General features: G+C 70.8%; 14 protein-coding genes. 5 read left to right on the top strand and 9 right to left on the bottom strand.

Annotated elements, in window-relative coordinates; translation table 11 throughout:
• Positions 1 to 2: 2 nt before the first annotated feature.
• The 5 genes from ACSQ4M_RS02180 to ACSQ4M_RS02160 form a co-directional block, all read right to left on the bottom strand.
• Positions 3 to 3092: an efflux RND transporter permease subunit gene (locus tag ACSQ4M_RS02180; RefSeq protein WP_436188042.1), complete on the bottom strand. Its 3090-nt coding sequence runs from the start codon at positions 3090 to 3092 to the stop codon at positions 3 to 5.
• Positions 3093 to 3105: 13 nt separating this feature from the next.
• Positions 3106 to 4257, bottom strand: a complete 1152-nt coding sequence (locus tag ACSQ4M_RS02175; protein ID WP_436188041.1) for an efflux RND transporter periplasmic adaptor subunit — start codon at positions 4255 to 4257, stop codon at positions 3106 to 3108.
• A 2-nt stretch (positions 4258 to 4259) separates the two neighbouring features.
• Positions 4260 to 5765 (bottom strand): efflux transporter outer membrane subunit, encoded by a 1506-nt coding sequence (locus ACSQ4M_RS02170; protein ID WP_436188040.1) that lies wholly within the window; start codon positions 5763 to 5765, stop codon positions 4260 to 4262.
• Positions 5762 to 6469, bottom strand: coding sequence for a TetR/AcrR family transcriptional regulator (locus tag ACSQ4M_RS02165; RefSeq protein WP_436188039.1), 708 nt, complete (start codon positions 6467 to 6469; stop codon positions 5762 to 5764). Before ACSQ4M_RS02165 ends, ACSQ4M_RS02170 begins: the two co-directional genes overlap by 4 nt.
• Before the next feature lie 119 nt (positions 6470 to 6588).
• Positions 6589 to 9867, bottom strand: coding sequence for a YCF48-related protein (locus tag ACSQ4M_RS02160; protein WP_436188038.1), 3279 nt, complete (start codon positions 9865 to 9867; stop codon positions 6589 to 6591).
• Positions 9868 to 10066: 199 nt separating this feature from the next.
• Here ACSQ4M_RS02160 and ACSQ4M_RS02155 point away from each other — a divergent pair, with 199 nt between their 5' ends.
• Positions 10067 to 10918, top strand: coding sequence for a plasmid replication/partition related protein (locus ACSQ4M_RS02155; protein WP_436188037.1), 852 nt, complete (start codon positions 10067 to 10069; stop codon positions 10916 to 10918).
• 16 nt (positions 10919 to 10934) lie between these two features.
• Here ACSQ4M_RS02155 and gltS read toward each other — a convergent pair whose 3' ends face one another.
• The gene (gene gltS, locus ACSQ4M_RS02150) at positions 10935 to 12242 is read right to left on the bottom strand and encodes a sodium/glutamate symporter (RefSeq protein ID WP_436188036.1); all 1308 of its coding nucleotides are present in this window, start codon (positions 12240 to 12242) and stop codon (positions 10935 to 10937) included.
• A 141-nt stretch (positions 12243 to 12383) separates the two neighbouring features.
• Between gltS and ACSQ4M_RS02145 the strand changes: the two genes are divergently transcribed.
• The 3 genes from ACSQ4M_RS02145 to ACSQ4M_RS02135 are packed head-to-tail and all read left to right on the top strand — an operon-like array spanning position 12384 to position 13854.
• Positions 12384 to 12863 (top strand): DM13 domain-containing protein, encoded by a 480-nt coding sequence (locus ACSQ4M_RS02145; protein ID WP_436188035.1) that lies wholly within the window; start codon positions 12384 to 12386, stop codon positions 12861 to 12863.
• 59 nt (positions 12864 to 12922) lie between these two features.
• Positions 12923 to 13414 (top strand): GNAT family N-acetyltransferase, encoded by a 492-nt coding sequence (locus ACSQ4M_RS02140; RefSeq protein ID WP_436188034.1) that lies wholly within the window; start codon positions 12923 to 12925, stop codon positions 13412 to 13414.
• Positions 13415 to 13419: 5 nt separating this feature from the next.
• A complete protein-coding gene (locus ACSQ4M_RS02135) occupies positions 13420 to 13854 on the top strand; it encodes a gamma-glutamylcyclotransferase family protein (protein WP_436188033.1) in 435 nt (144 codons plus the stop codon).
• Between the two features lie 25 nt (positions 13855 to 13879).
• On the opposite strand, the gene ACSQ4M_RS02130 is transcribed toward ACSQ4M_RS02135, so the two are convergent.
• Together ACSQ4M_RS02130 and ACSQ4M_RS02125 are read right to left on the bottom strand one after the other, a co-directional pair.
• Positions 13880 to 14293, bottom strand: coding sequence for a sigma 54-interacting transcriptional regulator (locus ACSQ4M_RS02130; protein ID WP_436188032.1), 414 nt, complete (start codon positions 14291 to 14293; stop codon positions 13880 to 13882).
• 282 nt (positions 14294 to 14575) lie between these two features.
• Complete coding sequence (locus tag ACSQ4M_RS02125) at positions 14576 to 16192, bottom strand: hypothetical protein (protein WP_436188031.1); 1617 nt, start codon at positions 16190 to 16192, stop codon at positions 14576 to 14578.
• A 140-nt stretch (positions 16193 to 16332) separates the two neighbouring features.
• Here ACSQ4M_RS02125 and bla point away from each other — a divergent pair, with 140 nt between their 5' ends.
• Entirely contained in the window at positions 16333 to 17223 is an 891-nt protein-coding gene (bla, locus tag ACSQ4M_RS02120; protein WP_436193952.1) for a class A beta-lactamase, read from the top strand.
• On the opposite strand, the gene ACSQ4M_RS02115 is transcribed toward bla, so the two are convergent.
• Entirely contained in the window at positions 17220 to 17732 is a 513-nt protein-coding gene (locus ACSQ4M_RS02115) for an N-acetyltransferase family protein (RefSeq protein ID WP_436188030.1), read from the bottom strand. The genes bla and ACSQ4M_RS02115 overlap by 4 nt on opposite strands.
• Between the last annotated feature and the right edge of the window lie 6 nt (positions 17733 to 17738).

The raw sequence follows: 17738 nt of genomic DNA, 5'->3' as shown, positions 1-17738 counted from the left end.
GCTCAGTGTGGCATGGGTGCGGCACCGGGCTCGGGCTGGCGGCGCACGCGGCGCACACTGCGGCGGACCCACTGCTCGAAGTCGTCCACGTAGGTGAACACGGCCGGCACCACCAGCAGGCTCAGCACCGTGGAGGTGATGAGCCCGCCGATCACGGCCGTGGCCATGGGCGAGCGGAAGCTCGCATCGGCCGCGCCCCAGCCGATGGCGATCGGCAGCATGCCCGCGCCCATGGCCAGCGTGGTCATGATGATGGGCCGCGCGCGCTTGTGGCAGGCGTCCAGCAGCGCCTCCCAGCGGTCCATGCCATGGTCGCGCCGCGCCACGATGGCGTACTCCACGAGCAGGATGGAGTTCTTGGTCGCGATGCCCATCAGCATGATGAGCCCGATCAGCGAGGGCATGGAGAAGCTCTTGTCGGCGATCAGGAGGCCCACGAAGGCCCCGCCCAGCGACAGCGGCAGCGCCGCCAGGATGGTGGCCGGCTGCAGGAAGTCCTTGAACAGCAGCACCAGCACGATGTAGATGCAGACCACGCCGGTCAGCATCGCCAGGCCGAAACCCGTGAACAGCTCGCCCATGGCCTCGGCGTCGCCCACGTCGATGATGCGCACGCTGGCCGGCAGGTTCTTCACGGCCGGCAGCTGGCGCACCGCCTCGGTCACGTCGTTGAGGCCGCGCGTGGACAGCTCGATCTCGTAGTTCATGTTGCGCGCGCGGTCGTAGCGGCTGATCACGGCCGGCCCGCCGGCCAGCTCCAGACTGGCCACCTCGCCCAGGCGCACCGGGCCGTGCGCGCCCGGAACGGCCAGGCTTTCGAGCAAGGCCAGGTCCTGGCGCGCGTCGTCGCGCAGCTTGACCATGATGGGCACCTGGCGCTCGGGCAGGTTGAGCTTGGCGAGCTGGTTGTCGTAGTCGCCCATGGTCGCCACGCGCAGCGTGTCGGCGATGGCCGCGCTGGTCACGCCCAGGTCGGCCGCACGCGCGAAGTCGGGCCGCACCACGATCTCGGGCCGCACCAGGCTGGCCATCGAGGTCACGTTGCCGATGCCGGGAATCGTGCGCAGCTCGCGCTCGACGTCGGTCGCGGCCTGGCGCAGCGCATGCGGGTCCTGGCTGGACAGCGCGAGCACGTACTTGTCGTTGGAGCCGCCCAGGCCCACGCCCGTGCGCACGCCGGGCAGGTCCGCGAGCGCGGCACGGATCTGCTGCTCGATCGCCTGCTTCTTGGGCCGCTGGCCGCGTGGCGCCAGCTGCAGCGTGAGCGTGGCCTTGCGCGCCTCGACGAAGTTGCCCGAGAACGGATCGGCCCCCGCGCTGCCCGCGCCGATGGCGGTGTAGATGTCGCCGATGTGGTCGATCTTGAGCAGGCGCTGGCGCACCTGCTCTGCCATGGCCAGGGTCTGCTCCAGCTTGGCGCCGGGCGGCAGTTCCACGCGCACCTGGGTCTGCACGTTGTCGTCGGGCGGGATGAAGCCCGAGGGCAGCAGCGGGATCAGCGCCAGCGAGCCGAAGAAGAACAGCGTGGCGCCCACCATGGTCAGGAAGCGGTGGCGCAGGCAGGCCTGGGCCGCGCGCATGTACCAGCGCAGCCAGCCGGGCTCCTTCTCCTGGCCGACCAGCGGCTTGAGCAGGTAGGCGGCCATCATGGGCGTGAGCAGCCGCGCCACCACGAGCGAGGCGAACACCGCCAGCGAGGCGGTCCAGCCGAACTGCTTGAAGAACTTGCCGACCACGCCGCTCATGAAGGCCGTGGGCAGGAACACCGCGATCAGCGTGAAGGTGGTGGCCACCACGGCGAGGCCGATCTCCTCGGCTGCCTCCATCGCGGCCTGGTAGGGCGACTTGCCCATGCGCAGATGGCGCACGATGTTCTCGACCTCGACGATGGCGTCGTCCACCAGGATGCCCACCACCAGCGACAGCGCCAGCAGCGTGATGATGTTGATCGAGAAGCCCAGCAAATACATGCCGATGAAGGCCGGGATCACCGACAGCGGCAGCGCCACGGCCGAGACGATGGTGGCGCGCCAGTCGCGCAGGAACAGCCAGACCACCAGCACCGCGAGGAGGGCGCCCTCGTAGAGCAGCTTCATCGAGGCGTCGTACTCCTCGGATGCGATCTTCACGAAGTCCAGTGTGCGCGTGAGCCGGATGTCGGGATGGTCGGCCTGCAGCTTGCGCAGTGCCTCCTCCACCCCGGCGCCGACCTCCACCTCGCTGGCGCCGCGCGAGCGCGCGACCTCGAAGCCCACCACCTGCTTGCCGTTGAGCACGGCGGTGGCGCGCTGCTCGGCCACCGTGTCCTCCACCGTGGCCACGTCCGAGAGCAGGATGCGCCGCCCGTCGGACAGCGGGATCTGCATGCGCCGCAGCTCGTCGGCCGATTGCACGGTGCCGATGGTGCGCACCGGCTGCTCGCTGCCGCCCAGGTCGGCGCGGCCGCCCGCGCTTTCCAGCTGCACCTGGCGCAGCTGGCGCGAGACATCGGCCGCCGTGGCGCGCAGCGCCTGCAGCCTGGCCGGATCCAGCGCCACGCGCACCTCGCGCGTCACGCCGCCCACGCGGTTGACGGCACCCACGCCGCGCACGGCCAGCAGGCGGCGCGCCACGGTGTCGTCGACGAACCAGGACAGCGCCTCGTCGTCGAGTCGGTTCGATGAGATCGCGAAGGCCAGGATGGGCTGGGACGCCAGGTCCAGCTTGGTCACGATGGGGTCGCGCAGGTCGGTCGGCATGTCCGAGCGCACCCGGCTCACGGCCGAGCGCACGTCGTCCACGGCCTCCTGGATGGGTTTTTCGAGCACGAACTCGGCCGCGATGGTGGCCGAGCCATCGGTCAGCGTGCTCGTCACGTGCTTCAAGCCCTGCAGCGTGGCGATCGCGTTCTCGATCTTGCGCGCCACGTCGTTCTCCAGCTGCGCGGGCGAGGCACCCGGCAGCGCGGCGGTCACGATGACCACGGGCAGGTCCATGTCCGGGAAATTCTGCACCTTCATCGCGTGGAAGGAGAACAGGCCGCCCAGCGTGAGCAGCACGAACAGCATCGCCGCCGGGATGGGGTTCTTGATCGACCAGGAAGACAGGTTCATGGGGTGTCCCGCCTCACTTGGCCGCGCCTGGCGCTTCGGTGGGCGCAGCGTCGACCACGCGCACGAGGTCGCCGTCGTTGAGGAAGCCAGCACCCTCGGTCACCACGCGCGCGCCGGCCGGCAGCTCGCCCGTGATCTCGATGCGCTCGCCGATGCGCCGGCCAGCCTGTACCTTGCGCATCTGCACGCGGTTGTCGGCCTGCAGCACCATCACGGTGTTGAAGCCGTCGCGCGGCACCACGGCGGCGGCCGGCACGGTCAGGGCCTGGCTGCGGCCCAGCGCGAACTCGCCGCGCGCGAACATGCCGGCCTTGAGGCCCTTGGCGGCCTGTACACCGGGGATGTCCACATAGACCAGGCCATTGCGCGTCTGCGCGTCCACGGTCGGCGCGATGCTGCGCACCTTGCCCTGCACCTGGTCGCCGTCCGGCGCCGTCACGCGCACGGGCGTGCCCACGGCCAGGCGGCCCAGTTCGGCCGCGCCGACCTCGGCACGCCACTCCAGCCGGCTCTGGCGGATCAGGCGGAACAGTTCGGTGCCCGAGCCGACCACGCTGCCGACGGTGGCGCTGCGCGCCGAGATGATGCCGTCGTCCGGCGCCAGCACCTGGGTGTTGCGCCCGCGCACCTGCTGGGCCGTGAGGACCGCCTCGGCCGCCTCCACGCGCGCCTTGGCGGTCTGCTCGGCGGTCTGGTACTGGGTGATCTGCTGCTGGCTCAGCGCGCCGGTCTTCTCCAGCGTGCGCGCACGGGCGGCGTTGCCGGCCGCGTCTGCGGCGGTGGCGCGGGCCTCGGCCAGAGCGGCCCTGGCCTGGGCCACGTCGGCATCCACGGTTTCGGGCGCGAAGCGGGCCAGCAGCTGGCCGCGGCGCACCACGTCGCCCACGTTCACGCGCACCTCGGCCAGGCGCAGGCCGGCGGACTCGGAGCCCACGCTGGCTTCCTGCCAGGCGGCGATGTTGCCGTTGGCCGCCAGCGTGATGGCCAGCTCGGCCGGCTCGGGCGCGGCCACGCGCACTGTCAGCGCCGGGCGGGGCTGGGCCTCGTCGGCCTTGGCCGGGTGCGGCGCTGCATCGGAAGCAGGCTGGCGCGTGAACCACCAGCCGGCGGCCACCAGGGCCAGCACGACGGCGGTGATGGAGAGATTGCGTTGGGTACGGGTCATGGTCAACGGGTCTGCACTGCGGCAGCGGGGGAAGAGGTGTGGAAGGCGGCCTGGCCGTCCTCGGGGCGGGTCCAGCCGCCGCCGAGCGCGCGGTACAGGGCCACCCAGGCTTCGGTGCGTTCGCGCTGCAGCGCCACGCGCGCGGTCTGCGCCGCGAACAGCGTGCGGCGCGCGTCCTCGAGCTCGAACAGGCTGGCCAGGCCACCGTCGTAGCGGGCCTGGGTGGCGTCGAACGAGGCCTGGTAGCCGGCCACGGCGGTGTCGGCATCGTCGGCGCGCTGGGCCGTGTCCTGCAGCCTGAGCAGGGCCTCCTCGACCTCGCGCACGCCCTGGCGCACCTTGGCGCGGTACAGCGCCACGGCCTCGTCGTAGCGCGCGCGGGCGGACTCGGCATTGGCCGCGCGCGTGCCGCCGTCGAAGATGGGCAGGCTCAGCTGCAGCGGGCCGATGCTCCAGCTGTTGACCGTCTCGCTGGCGCCCGCGCCGCGCACGTGCAGCGCCGAGATGCTGCCCGCCAGCGACAGCCGCGGGTAGCGCTGGGCCTGGGCCGCGCCAGCGTCGGCACTGGCGGCGGCCACGGCCAGCTCGGCCGCATAGACGTCGGGCCGCTGCGCGAGTGCGCGCGCGGGCACGCTGTCCACGCTCTGCAAGGCGGGCAGGGCCAGGTCGCCGGGCCGGGCATCCAGCCGCTGTGCCAGCGCCGGTGGTTCCCAGCCCGTCAGCGCCACCAGCGCCTGGCGCTGCAGCGCGCACTGGGTGCGTTGCTGCGTGAGCCGGGCCGCGGCGTCGGCGGCGCTGGCGCGCGTCAGCGCCGCGTCGGCCGGCGCGGCGAAGCCGGCCTTCTCCGACAGCGCGGTCAGGCGCGCGCTCTCGCGGCGCGAGGCGGTGTCCTGTTCGCTGACCGCGAGCTGCCGCGCGCAGGCTCGCTCGGCGAAGTAGGCGTTGGCGGTCTCGGCGGCCACGGCCACGCGGGCCTGGTGCCATTGCGCCTGACTAGCCGAGAGCCGCGCGCCGGCCGCGTCGCGCGTGGCTGCCAGGCCGCCGAACAGGTCGATCTCCCAGCCGGCCTGCAGGCCGGCCTGGGCGTTCGTGAAGCTCGGCAGCGAGGCCGTGCCGCCCGAGATGCCGCCGCTGCCCGTGGACAGCGTGTTGCCGCGGCTCAGCGACAGGCTGCCGTCCAGCGTGGGGCCCATGGCAGCGCCGGCCTGCACGCGCGTGGCGCGGGCCTCGGCGATGCGCGCGGCCGCGCTGGCGATGTCGGGGCTCGCGGCCTGCGCCGCGTCAATGAGCTCGACCAGCAAGGCGTCGCCGGACTGGCGCCACCAGTCGGCCAGCTGCGGCACGGCGCCGCCATGCGGCAGCGCCGTCTGCGGTGTTTGCCATTGTGTGGGGGAGGGCGCCTGGACGGTGGCCGGTGGCCGCGTGACGCTGCACGCGGCCAGCAGCCATGGCAGTGCGGCCAGGGCCAGGCGCCGCAGCGCGGGGGAGGGGGAAGGGGACAGGTTCATTGCTTCTTGCGTATCTTGGCCGCAGCGGTCGCACTGCGGCGCTGCTTCTCGGCATCCACCAGGGCCAGCGCATAGCCCACCAGGCGTTCGGCCCAGCGGTCGATGGCGGCGTCGTCGCGCATCAGCCCGGGGTGGACCACGTCGACCACGTCGTGCGTGACGAACAGCTGCATCGCCAGGCCCGTGATCGCGAAGGCCAGGCGGTGCAGGTCGTCGTCGACGCGCACGCGCAGGTGGCGCGCGAGGATGTCCACCAGCACCAGGTGCGGGCCCTTGATGTCGCGCTCGACCTCCTGCGCCCACTGGCTGGTCGGCTCCAGCATCTCGCGCAGGTGCAGGCGCATGCACTGGCGCACGATCTCGCCCTGTTTGAGCGGCTCCACGTAGCCGGTCAGGAACAGCCGCAGCGCCTCGGCCACGGGCAGATCGGGCGTGCCACACAGGCGCGTCAGGTCGCCTGCGTTGCCGCCCAGCGGTTCGGAGAAGCAGGCGGCGTACAGCCCGGCCTTGTCGCCGAAGTAGTAGCGGATGGCGGCCAGGTTCACGCCGGCGGCCTGGGCAATGGCGCGCGTCGAGGTCTTGGCGAAGCCATGGTCGGCGAACAGCGCGAGCGCGGCGGAGAGCAGCTGGGCGCGTGCCTCCTGGCCGTCGCTGCGTGTGGCGGCCTGGCGGGCGGGGAGCGGCGGGGCAGTCTTGCGATGCATGCGGTGCGCATTACATCACGTGGATCAATCGATTGATTGAACTACCCAGGTCTGCACCAGGGCTGTTGTGCTCCAGCGGGCTTTGCCGCCCGCTGCTCCGCGCCCGGCGGTGGCGACGCTCAGGGAGCGTCGTTGCGCATGACGATGCCGCCTCCGCCTACCGTCACGATGCCTTGCGAGCCGGCGCGTGCAATCGCGGTCGTATTGCCGCTTTGCGGGGAATACGAGACGAACCAGTTCGCGCCGCCATCGCGGGTTGCCATGACTGTGCCGTAGTTGCCGACCGCAAAGCCTGTGGTTGGCGAAGTGAAGGCGACGCCGTAGAACCAGTAGTCCCCAAAGAACGGGAACCGGTCAACTTGCCAGGTGGCGCCCGCGTCATCGCTGCGCAGCAGGACGCCATTGGCCCCTACGGCAACCACGCGGCTCGGTGTCACGAACGTCACGGCCTGGATGGATTCGGAGGTACCACTGGGCACTGCAGTCCACAGCTGCCCGCCATCCGTGCTGCGCCGGATTTCTCCACTGTCGCCGACCGCCAGGCCAGTCTGTGAGCTGAAGGTCAGGCTGCGCGCAGAGAAAGCGGCGCCCGGCACCGGCGCCCAGCTTGCGCCGGCGTTTGTCGTGCGCCACAGGCCGAATGTGGACGATGCCACGCCTGTCGTTCCGTTCACGGGCGCAAACGCTTGAAACGTATCGGTGGTGCCGCTGGACACAGCCGACCAGGAGGCTCCAGCATCTGCAGTGCGCACGATCGTTCCGTTGGAGCCCATGGCCACGCCGGTCGTGGCGTCGAAGAAGCCGACCGTGTTCAACTGCTCCGAGGTGCCGCTGACAGTGGCCGTCCAGTTCAGTCCGGCATCGGTACTGCGCAACAAACGACCCCCGATGCCGACGACGACGCCATGGGTTGGTGTCGCGAAGGCCACGCCCATCAGCGACTGCCCGAAGTTGCCACCGGGCGACACCGTGCTCCAGGTCTGCCCGTTGTCCGCGCTGCGGAAGATGCTGCCGAGCTCGCCGACTGCAACCGCCTGGCCATTGGCGCCGAAGCGCACGGCATGGACCGTGGCGCCAGACGGAGAGAGCGCGGCAGCAGCCCAGCTGGCGCCGCCGTCGGACGTCATTCGCACTCCGCCTTGGGTCAGCCCCAGTACGCCTGCGGTCGCATTGCCGAAATGGATGCTGTTGATGTCCTGTGTCGTTCCGCTCGCCACGGTTTGCCAGGTCTGGCCAGCGTCCAGGCTGCGCAGCAGTGTGCCGTTGCCGCCGCCGGCGAAGGCGATGTCGCGCGTGGCGAATGCCACGGCCGCGAGCGTGCCGGCGCCGCTGGCGACACGGGTCCAGTTGGCACCGCCATTGATGGTGCGCAGGACCGTGCCGCTGGCGCCGACGGCCAGGCCGACGCCGTCGGCGTTGAAGGCCATGCCGCGCAGCGCGGCTGGCCCGCCGTCGCTGACGGCGGCCACCCAGGTCTGGCCCGCGTCGGTGCTGCGCAAGATCGTGCCGTTGTTGCCAGCCAAGCAGAATGCGCCGGTGTTGCTGAAGGCCGCAGCGTTCAGCCCCGTGGTGACCGGCATCTGAACCTCCACCCAATGCAGGCCGCCGTCCACGCTGCGCTTGATCGGATAGTTGCCGTTGCCGCTCCCGGCGTAGCTCGCTGTGATGCCGACGCCGTTGCCATCGAAGGCAATGCCCGGCAGGTACCGGGATGCAGGGCTGCTTTCGCTGACGGTCGACCAGGTCGCGCCGGCATCGGTGCTACGCAGAATGCCGCCCTGGGTGCCGGTGGCCAGCACGGTCGTCGCGTCACGCCAGGCCAGGCCCAGCAACGTGCCCCCGAATGGACGCGGCGCAACCGTCTGCCATGTCAAGGCTTCCAAATTTGCCGGATCGCTGATGGCCTCGCCGAGTTCGTTGCGGACGACCACGCGGACGTCGTTGACAGCTGCCGATGCGGCCGCGCCGTGCACATAGCTTGTGCCGGTGGCGCCGGGCGCGTCGACCCAGGACGCGCCTGCGTCGGTGCTGAGCTGCCACTGGTACTGGGGGCTATTGCCGCTCGCCGCAGCGGTGAACAGTGCATCCCGCTGCCCAGGTCGCCAGGTCGACGCCATGGGTTGCAGGGTGATCCTGGGCGCGTCATAGATGCGCAGCCGCGCTGCGGAGCTGGTGACAGAACCCTCGCTGTTGGTGACCACGACGCGAAAGCGCTGGCCGTCGTCCGCCGGGGTCGCAGCTGCAAGGAACAACGACGCCTGCGTTGCGCCGTTGACGTTGGCAAACGTGATGCCACCGTCGGTGCTCACCTGCCATTGGTAAGTGGGGGTCGGGACGCCGCGGGCCATCACATGGAAGCTGGCCTGCATGCCCTGTCCGACGGTGCGGTCCTCTGGCTGGACCTGTATCGCCGGTACAAGGCCCGGCAGGACAGAGAGCCTTGCCGCTGCGGAGAACACATCGCCGTGGGTGTTGGTCGCCACGGCGCGGACTAGCCTGCCATCGTCGGACGCCGTGGCCGCTGCGATGGTGAAGCTGTCGCCGTTGGAGCCGGCGATGTCCGCCCAGGAGGTCCCGGAATCCGTGCTGGCTTGCCATCGGATCGTTGGCGCCGGTGTGCCCGCCGCGCTGGCACTGAACGTGACGCTCTGGCCGGGGAACGCGGACATCGGCGCCGGATTCGCGACAAAGACCGGCGCACCCGCGGCCGTCACCGTGAGATGTGCCGTGGCGCTGGTGACCGTGCCGACGGCGTTGACGACGACGGCGCGGAACGCCCGCTGGTGGTCGGCCAGCGTGGACGGAAACACCAGTGTCGGCGCGGTCGCACCGATCACATCGGCCCAGTTTGTGCCGTCGTTGCTGCGTTGCCACTGGTAGGCGGGAGAGGTGCCCAGGACGGTCACGCTCAGTGCGACCTGCTGCCCTTCGATGACCGACTGGTCGCCGGGCTGCACGGTGATGGTGAGCGCAACCGGTGCGGTCGCGACTGTCAGCGTCACGACCGAGCTCATCACCTGATTGGCGCGATTGGCCCGGCTGGTGGCCTGAACCCGGAACTGCGCTCCCTGGTCGCTGACTCTGACCACGGCCAGGACGTACCGAGCGTCCGTCGCGCCTGGAATGTCAACCCACCCGGCCGGCTCGAGGCGCTGCCACTGCAGGTCGGTGTCGCCGCGGACCACTGCGGTCAACACCGCGGCGTTGCCATCGACGGCCTGGACATCGGCGGGTTGCACGGTGAACGCGATCTCCGTTGCCGGGCTATCGTCACCACCGCCCCCGCCGCATGCGGCCAGGAACGCTGCCAGCAGCCAACAGAAAGACAATTGAAGGAGGCGAGGGAGGAGGCTGGCGGTCCGCGCGCGTGGCGGCCAGCTGTGGACGGTCGTGGTCAAGGCCTTGCTCTCTGGTCGGTGTGTCGAAGTAGGTGGCCTGCGTGCACAGGCGTGTCATGTCGGGCTGGGCGATGGTGCCTAATGTTTGGTTACTGAATTTTGTGAATCTTCACAATCAATGGTTTGAATCCTGCGCTGATCGAACGCCAGGGCACATGGCCGCGCCTTCTAGAATCCGCAACTTTTTTCCTGAGCGCCCATGGACATCGTCGTCAACGAAGAACTCAAGGCCTACATCGATCCGCTGACGCCGGATGAATACGAGGCGCTGGAACGCAGCCTGTTGGCCGAAGGCTGCCGCGACGCGCTGGTGCTGTGGGGCGACGTGCTGGTGGACGGCCACAACCGTTACGGCATCTGCCAGAGGCACGGCCTGCCGTTCCAGACCGTGCAGAACACGCGGTTCCAGTCGATGGAAGACGTGCACCTGTGGATGATCGACCAGCACCTGGGCCGGCGCAGCGTGTCCGACTTCCAGCGCGGCGTGCTGGCGCTGCGCAAGCGCGAGATCGTGGCCAGCCGGCGCGAGCGCGCCAAGGCGGCACCGGCCGAGGGTGCCGAAGCCGCGCCGCCGGACGCTGCTGCGCCGCTGCCCAAGAGCGAATCGCTGGACAGCCGCGAGGCCCTGGCACGCGCCGCGCGGCTCAAGAGCAACCAGGTCGTGATGATCGAGAAGATCCAGCAGAGCGCCGCGCCCGAGGTGGTGGCCGCCGTCAAGTCAGGTGACATCACGCTGAGCGCTGCAGCAGCCGTGGCCAGCCTGCCGGTCGAGGAGCAGACCGCCGCGGCCGCGGCCGGCAAGGACGAGCTCAAGCAGGCCGCCAAGCGCGTGCGCGAGGCCAAGCGCAAGCCGGCGCGCGAGAAGGACGAGCCGGGCGAGACGGACGACGCCGCCGCGACGACCGGAGAAGACGAAGTGGCCGTACTGCGCAAGCGCGTCAAGGAACTGGAATCGGAGAACGCCGCGCTGCGCAAGCAGGTGCTGGCGCTGCTGGGCAAACCGGGCCAGGGCGCTGGCGCAGCGGCCCCGGCCGACGACGCCCCGTTCTGACGCGCCCGTACCGGGCTTACTTGAAGAAGCCCATGAACGACGTGATGATCACCGCGTTGAAGAAGTCGATGAACAGCGAGCCCACCAGCGGGATCACGAAGAAGGCCTTGAACGACGGACCGTTGACCCGTGCGAACGCCTGCATGTTCGCCATGGCGTTGGGCGTGGCGCCCATGCCGAAGCCGCAGTGCCCGGCGGCCATGACGGCGGCGTCGTAGTCGCGGCCCATGATCCGGAAGGTCACGAAGTAGGCGAACGCGAACATGATGGCGGTCTGCACCACCAGGATCGCCAATAGCGGCCCGGCAACGGCCGCCAGTTCCCACAGCTTCATGGACATCAGCGCCATGGTGAGGAAGAAGGCCAGCGAGACGTTGCCCACCACCTCGAACTGGCGGCTCGGCAAGGCCCAGTTGCGCCAGTCGATGATGTTGCGGATCACCGCGGCCATCAGCATCGGGCCCAGATAGGCGGGCAGCGTCAGGCCCATGTCCTTGAGCCAGTTGACCAGCACGGTGCCCAAGCCGATGGCCACCATCAGCAAGATGGTCGCGCGCAGGACGGTGTCGTCGTTGGTGTCCGTGGTTTCCACGGCGGTCTGGATGCGGGTGGTCTCCGTCCTGTCGCTGGTGCCGGTCACCTTGGGGCCACGAAGGCCGTAGCGGCGCATCAGCAGTGTGCCGACCGGCCCGCCGATCACGCAGCCGGCCACCAGGCCGTAGGTGGACGCGGCGATCGCCGCCGGCAGTGCGCCGACCGCGCCGGCCTGCTCTAGCAGCGGGCCGAAGGCGGCAGACGTTCCGTGGCCGCCCGTCAGCGAGATCGAGCCCGCCGCCAGGCCAATCAGCGGATGCGCGCCGAGCGCCTGGGCCAGCGCCACGCCCACGCCGTTCTGGACGCACACCAGGATGACGGCGCACAGCAGGAACAGCGCCACGCCGACGCCACCCTTCTTGAGCAGCTCGAAGCTGGCGGAGAAACCGATGGTCGTGAAGAACACCAGCAGGAGGAAGCTGCGCATGTTCTCGTAGAACTGGAAGCCGAAGCTGTCGCTCTGGTGGCCTATCAGGGCGATGATGGAGAAGATCAGCCCACCGATGATGGGCGCCGGGATGAAGTAGCGCGAGAAGAGGGGAACGCGGTTCTTGATGTATTCGCCCAGCGCCAGCAGCGCCGCAGCCACGGCCACGGTCTGGGCGATGTCGAGTTTCCAAACGGTCATGCATGGCTCCTTGGTGTTCGAAGAGTCCCGTGCGCCCGACCGTTCGACGCGCAGGACGCCGGCCGCTGCCGGGTGCCGGCGATTATCGGCACTGCGCCGCACTGGTATGCATCGGGGCTAACGCGCGAGGGCTATGTGTCTTTCGCATACGATTGCCCGTGCTGCGAATGCCGTGGCGGGACGCGCTTGGCGGACCGATGCGCCTTGCGCACAATGCGGCCTCCCAAATGTCCAGGCGCTGCCATGTCCCGCGTCACACGCTTCGCTCTGTTGCTGGTTTCGCATGCGCTGGTGCTGCTCTTCGGCGTCGGCTTGGGCATTTACCTGCTGCCCATCCTCACGGCACCGCCTGCGCCCAGCGCCACCGAGGTCGCGGCCCAGGCCCGCTCCGCGCAGTGGACCGCGCAGTTCCGGCGCGACCTGAAGGACAGCGACGCGCTGCACTGGGGCGAGGGCACGGTCACGGTGGCGGCGCGCAGCATCGCGTTGGCCGGCGAGTTGGCGCCGGGGCCGGACTACAAGCTCTACCTCTCCCCCGAATTCGTCGAGACCGAAGCCGACTTCCTGCGCCTGAAGGCCGGCATGGCGCGCGTGGGCGATGTGCGCACCTTCCGCAACTTCGTGGTGGCCGTGCCCGAACCGATCGACGTGGCGCGCTACACCACGGTGATCGTCTGGTGCGAGAGCTTCGGCCAATTCATCACGGCCGCCCGGTACCGCTGAACTGGACGCCGCACCGCCTCTGCGGGGGGGCACGCTGCGGCCTGCGGCACACTGCAGGGATGAGCGCGCCAACCATCCGCCCCGCCCGCCCCGCCGATGCCGATGCCATCGCCGCACTGATCCTGCCGATCCAGCAGCAGGAGTTCGGCATCCCCATCACGCGCGCAGCGCAGCCGGACCTGGCCGACATCCAGGGCTTCTACCAGCAGGGCAGCGGCAACTTCTGGGTGGCCGAGGCCGGTGGCACCGTGGTCGGCTGCATCGGCCTGCGCGACATCGGCGGCGGGCAGGCCGCGTTGCGCAAGATGTTCGTCGCGCCGGCGTGGCGCGGCGCAGTCCACGGCGTGGCGCAGGGGCTGCTGGACACGCTGGCGCAATGGGCGGCCGCGCGGGCCGTGGCGCAGGTCTACCTGGGGACCACGGCGCAATTCCTGGCCGCGCACCGCTTCTACGAGAAGAACGGCTTCGCCCTGGTCGACCGGGCGGCGCTGCCGCCGGCCTTTCCCGTCATGGCGGTGGACAGCCGCTTCTACCGCCTGCGCCTGGGGTGAAGGCCATGGACACGCTGGTCTTCGTCTACGGCACCCTCAAGCAGGGCTTTCCGAACTTCTTCCGCAACAGCGGGCGCCGTGTCGGCGGGGGCTACCGCACGCAGCAGCCCTATCCGCTGTATGTGGTGCAGCTGCCCAACGAGGACCGCGCCCCCTGGCTCGTGGACCTGCCGGGCCGGGGCCAGCACGTGGCAGGCGAGGTCTTCGCGGTGGACGCCGCGCTGCTGGCGGCGATGGACGCCTTCGAAGAGGTGGGCCTGCCGGGCGGCTACGTGCGCGCGGAGATCGCCGTCGAAGCCCTCGATGCGCCGCACGCCGCGCTGCGTGTGCAGGCCTATCTCAAGCCGCCGGCGCAACTCGTGCCGGGCCAGTTGCGCGAGGGTCCATATGCCGAGTACACCGAGGCGCTGGCGGTCGGCTACCGCATCGATCCGGTCTGATGCCTTCCAGCCCTTGCGCAGGGCCTCATGGCAGCTGCGGCGGCAGGTCGATGCGGGCCGTGGCAAGCCATTGCAGCAGCGCGCCGTGGAAGGTGCCCGCAGCCGCCCGCGCAGGCAGGTCCTCGGCGCTTGCGATCCAGCGGACCGCGGGTTCACTTCCCGTCTGCAGCATGCGCCACAGCGCATCCTGGCCGCTTGCCGGCAGGTGCGTGATCTCGTCCAGGAACAGCGTGCCGCCTTCGGCCATCTGCACCAGCGTGGGCAGGGCGTTCTCGAACTGCTGGCCGCGCAGCGTCGCACAGTGCAGGGGAATGAAGGGACGCGGGCGCCGCGGACCCAGATAGTGCACGGCGCGCGCCATGCGCGCGCGACCGGTGCCGGCCTGGCCGCTGATCAGCAGGGGTGCGTCATCGCGGGCATGGCGGTTTGCCAATTCCATGGCTGCTTCTGGCAACGCACCCGGGTCGACACGGGGTTGGCCCAGGAACCCGGGGCGCGATGAAACCATGGTGCTTGCGTGCATGCTTGTGCCTCCCCCGCGCTGGTGGGCGTGTCCGCCCCATTTGTTCGGCTTGTTGGCGGCAACTGTAGGCCTGCCCTGCAGCGCTTGTGTTGCTATCGTGTTTTGTCACAGATCGCGCGTTTTGATACAAGTGACCTGTGTCGCGGTGCGGGCTAATGTCTGGTTGGCCTGGGGCGCTTGTCTGCCAGCTGCGCAGCTTCAGCGCGCCCGCGGCCGGCGCGGTGGCGGCTCCAGCGCCAGCAGCTCGGTCGGCAGGCCGTCGTTCCACACCTCGCGGAAGTAGGCGCGGTCGCTGGCCACCAGCTGGGGCAGGGCCTCACGCAACGCGGCCAGCGCCTGTGCCGCCAGGGCCAGCGCGCCGGCGTGCGCGGCGAACCAGGCCTGCTCCAGCAAGAGGCCGCAGTACTGCAGGCCCGGATAGCGGCGCGCGCCGCTGCGGTGTTCGGCCAGGCGCTGGCTGGCCACCTGGACCCAGTCGTTCGGCCAGTCGGCGCCACGGAACACCTCCGCCAGCGGGCCGGCCTCCCGCGCCAGGGTGGCAGGGGTCAGCGGTGCCAGTGCGCGGAACTGGGCCAGCGTGGGGCGCGGCGGCGGCTGGCAGGCGCCGCGCGCGATGCGCAGCAGGTAGATCGCATTCCAGGCAGAGCGCCCTTGCAGTTCGGCCTGGCCGCTGAGCCATTCGCTGAACGCGATCCACTGGATGGCGCGCGGCCGGGCGCCGTCCACCCCGGCCTGCAGTCCCACGCGCTCGAACAGCCAGACTGCCATGCCCATGTTGGCCGCCACGTGCTGGGCCGCGTCGAAGGAGTGCGACTCGAAGGCCGCCGCCAGCGCGCGGCCGAAATGCTGCAGCGACTCCTCGGCCTGCGCCGCAGCCTGCGCGGGCGCTTGCGCGGCGCTGCCCAGTGCCTGCGAACGGCAGGCCAGCGCCCACAGGTTGCTCCACTCGAAGCGCACCTGCGGGTGGTGGGCCAGCAACGCGCCCTGGGCCGGATCGCGCGCAATGGTCTGCAGCTGCGCGCGGGCGGCCGGCAGGTCGCGCGCCGTGTAGTCGCACCAGGCCGAGACGATGGCCGCCATGGCGCCCAGGTAGTCGTGCCCGGCCACGTGGCGGGCCAGGCGCTGGCGGCCGAGCGCCTGCACGCGGCGGCGTGCCTGCGCGTCGTCGCCGATGCGGCGCCAGAGCAGGGCCTCGTTCAGCGTGACCAGCGCGCGCTGGAAGTCGCTGCCGGCCAGCTGGGCCGCCCTGCGCATGGCCTGCAGCGCGCTGGCCGGCGCGGGCGCGCCGCCGGCCGTCAGCTGTGCTGCCCAGCGGCCCTGGCGCATGGCCTGTTGTGCGGCCACCAGCTGCTGCCAGAAGCCGGCGTCCTGCAGGTGCACGGCGTCAGGTGCCGTACCCGGCGCCGCGCCCGCATGGCCCAACGGCGCCGGCAGGCCCAGGAAGGCCGCGCGCTCGGCCGGCGTGGCCGCCTGGCCCTCCACCAGCAGCAGCAGGCGCTGCGCCTGGGCCTCGGGCAGCCAGAACGGGCCCTGGCTGCGGCGTTCTGCGTTCAGGAAGCGCGGGTCGCGCTGGCGGTCCTCGCCCCAGCCAACCGCCAGGCCCCAGGCCTTGAAGTCGCGGAAGGCGCGGCTGACCAGCATGCGCTGCGTGCGCGCGGCCGAGACCTGGCCGCGCAGGTCGTCGATGCGCACCGGCTGGCCTGCGGCATGCGCGTGCAGCAGGCGCACCAGCAGCCACAGTGACTGGTAGGTGGCCGGCCGGCCGTCCACGGTCTGCGGGGAACTCAGTTCGACGGTGATCGAGGCGCCAGGCATGTGACACAGGTTACACCCGTGCGCAGCGGTCAAGTCCGGGGCTTGGTGTGGCAGTGGCCCTTGCCTAGCATGCGCAGCGTCGCGACACCTTCCTCCCATCCAACCTCTCATTCGGAGCCCCTTCCATGCACCCATCCTCCATGTCCAGCCGCCGCACGCTGCTGCTGGCCGCTGCCGCCATGCCGCTGGTCAGCGCCTGTGCTGCACCGGCACGCCGCGCCGGCCAGGCGCAGGCCGAACGCGACCTCGCCGCGCTGGAGCAGGGCTTTGCCGGCCGCATCGGCGTCTGCGCGCTCGACACCACCGACGGTGCGCTGCTGGGCCAGCGCGCCGACGAGCGTTTTCCGATGTGCAGCAGCTTCAAGGCCGTGCTGGCCGCCGCCATCCTGGCGCGCAGCAATACCGAGCCCGGCCTGCTGGCGCAGCCCGTGCGCTACACGCACGGCGACTTGTTGCCGCATTCGCCCGTCACCACGCAGCACCTGGCCCAGGGCATGACCGTGGGCGCGCTGTGCGAGGCCACCGTGCAGACCAGCGACAACGCCGCCGCCAACCTGCTGTTGCAGCGCATCGGCGGGCCGGCCGGGCTCACGGCATTCATGCGCAGCATCGGCGACGACCAATTCCGGCTCGACCGCTGGGAGCTGGCGCTCAACAGCTCGCTGCCGGGCGATCCGCGCGACACCACCACGCCGCGCGCCATGGCCGAGAGCCTGCGCAAGCTGGTCGTCGGCGACGCGCTGGCGTCGGCGCAACGCGAGCAACTGGCCACCTGGCTGCGTGGCACGGTCACGGGCGCGGCGCGCATCCGCGCCGGCATGCCGGCCGGCTGGCTGGTGGGCAACAAGACCGGCACCAGCGGCCAGGGGGCCTACGGCTCGGCCATCGACGTGGCCGTGGTGTGGCCGCCGGCACGCGCGCCGCTGGTGCTGACCGTGCTCACGACGCGGCATGCGGCCGATGCGCCGGCGCTGGACGCCCCGATCGCGCAGGCGGCGCGCGTTGCCGCGCAGTGGGCGGCGTCCGTCTAGAGACCGGGCCGCAGCAGCGCCATGGCCAGGCTGTCGTGGTAGGCGCCATCGATGCAGTACGCATGGCGCTGCACGCCTTCCTGCACGAAGCCGAAGCGCTGGTACAGGGCCTGGGCATTCAGGTTGTCGGCACGCACGGCCAGTTCGATGCGCGCCATGCCGCGCGCCCAGGCGCCGGCAATGGCCTGCTCCAGTAGGCGGTCGCCGATGCCGCGATGGCGCGCTTTGGGCACGAGGCCGATGCCCAGCGTGCCGACATGCGCGCGTGCCTCGCCGCGCACCGGCAGCACGTCGCACCAGCCGACGACTGCGTCGTCGAGCACGGCGATGCACTGGCACAGGTTGGCCGAGACGATGCAGCGGTAGAAGGCCTGGGCCTCCTCGAAAGGCGGTGCCTGCGTGAAGGCCAGGTAGCGCTTCTCGCGCGCCACCTGGTCGAGTGCCTGGTGCAGGCCGGCGAAATGCCGCTCGGCGAGGGGCTCGATGCGCAACAGGGTGGGCTCGGACATGGGCCG

The sequence above is a fragment of the Pseudorhodoferax sp. LjRoot39 genome (assembly GCF_964253035.1).
GTDB lineage: Bacteria > Pseudomonadota > Gammaproteobacteria > Burkholderiales > Burkholderiaceae_C > Pseudorhodoferax.
This window is presented reverse-complemented; position numbering and strand designations above follow the sequence as displayed.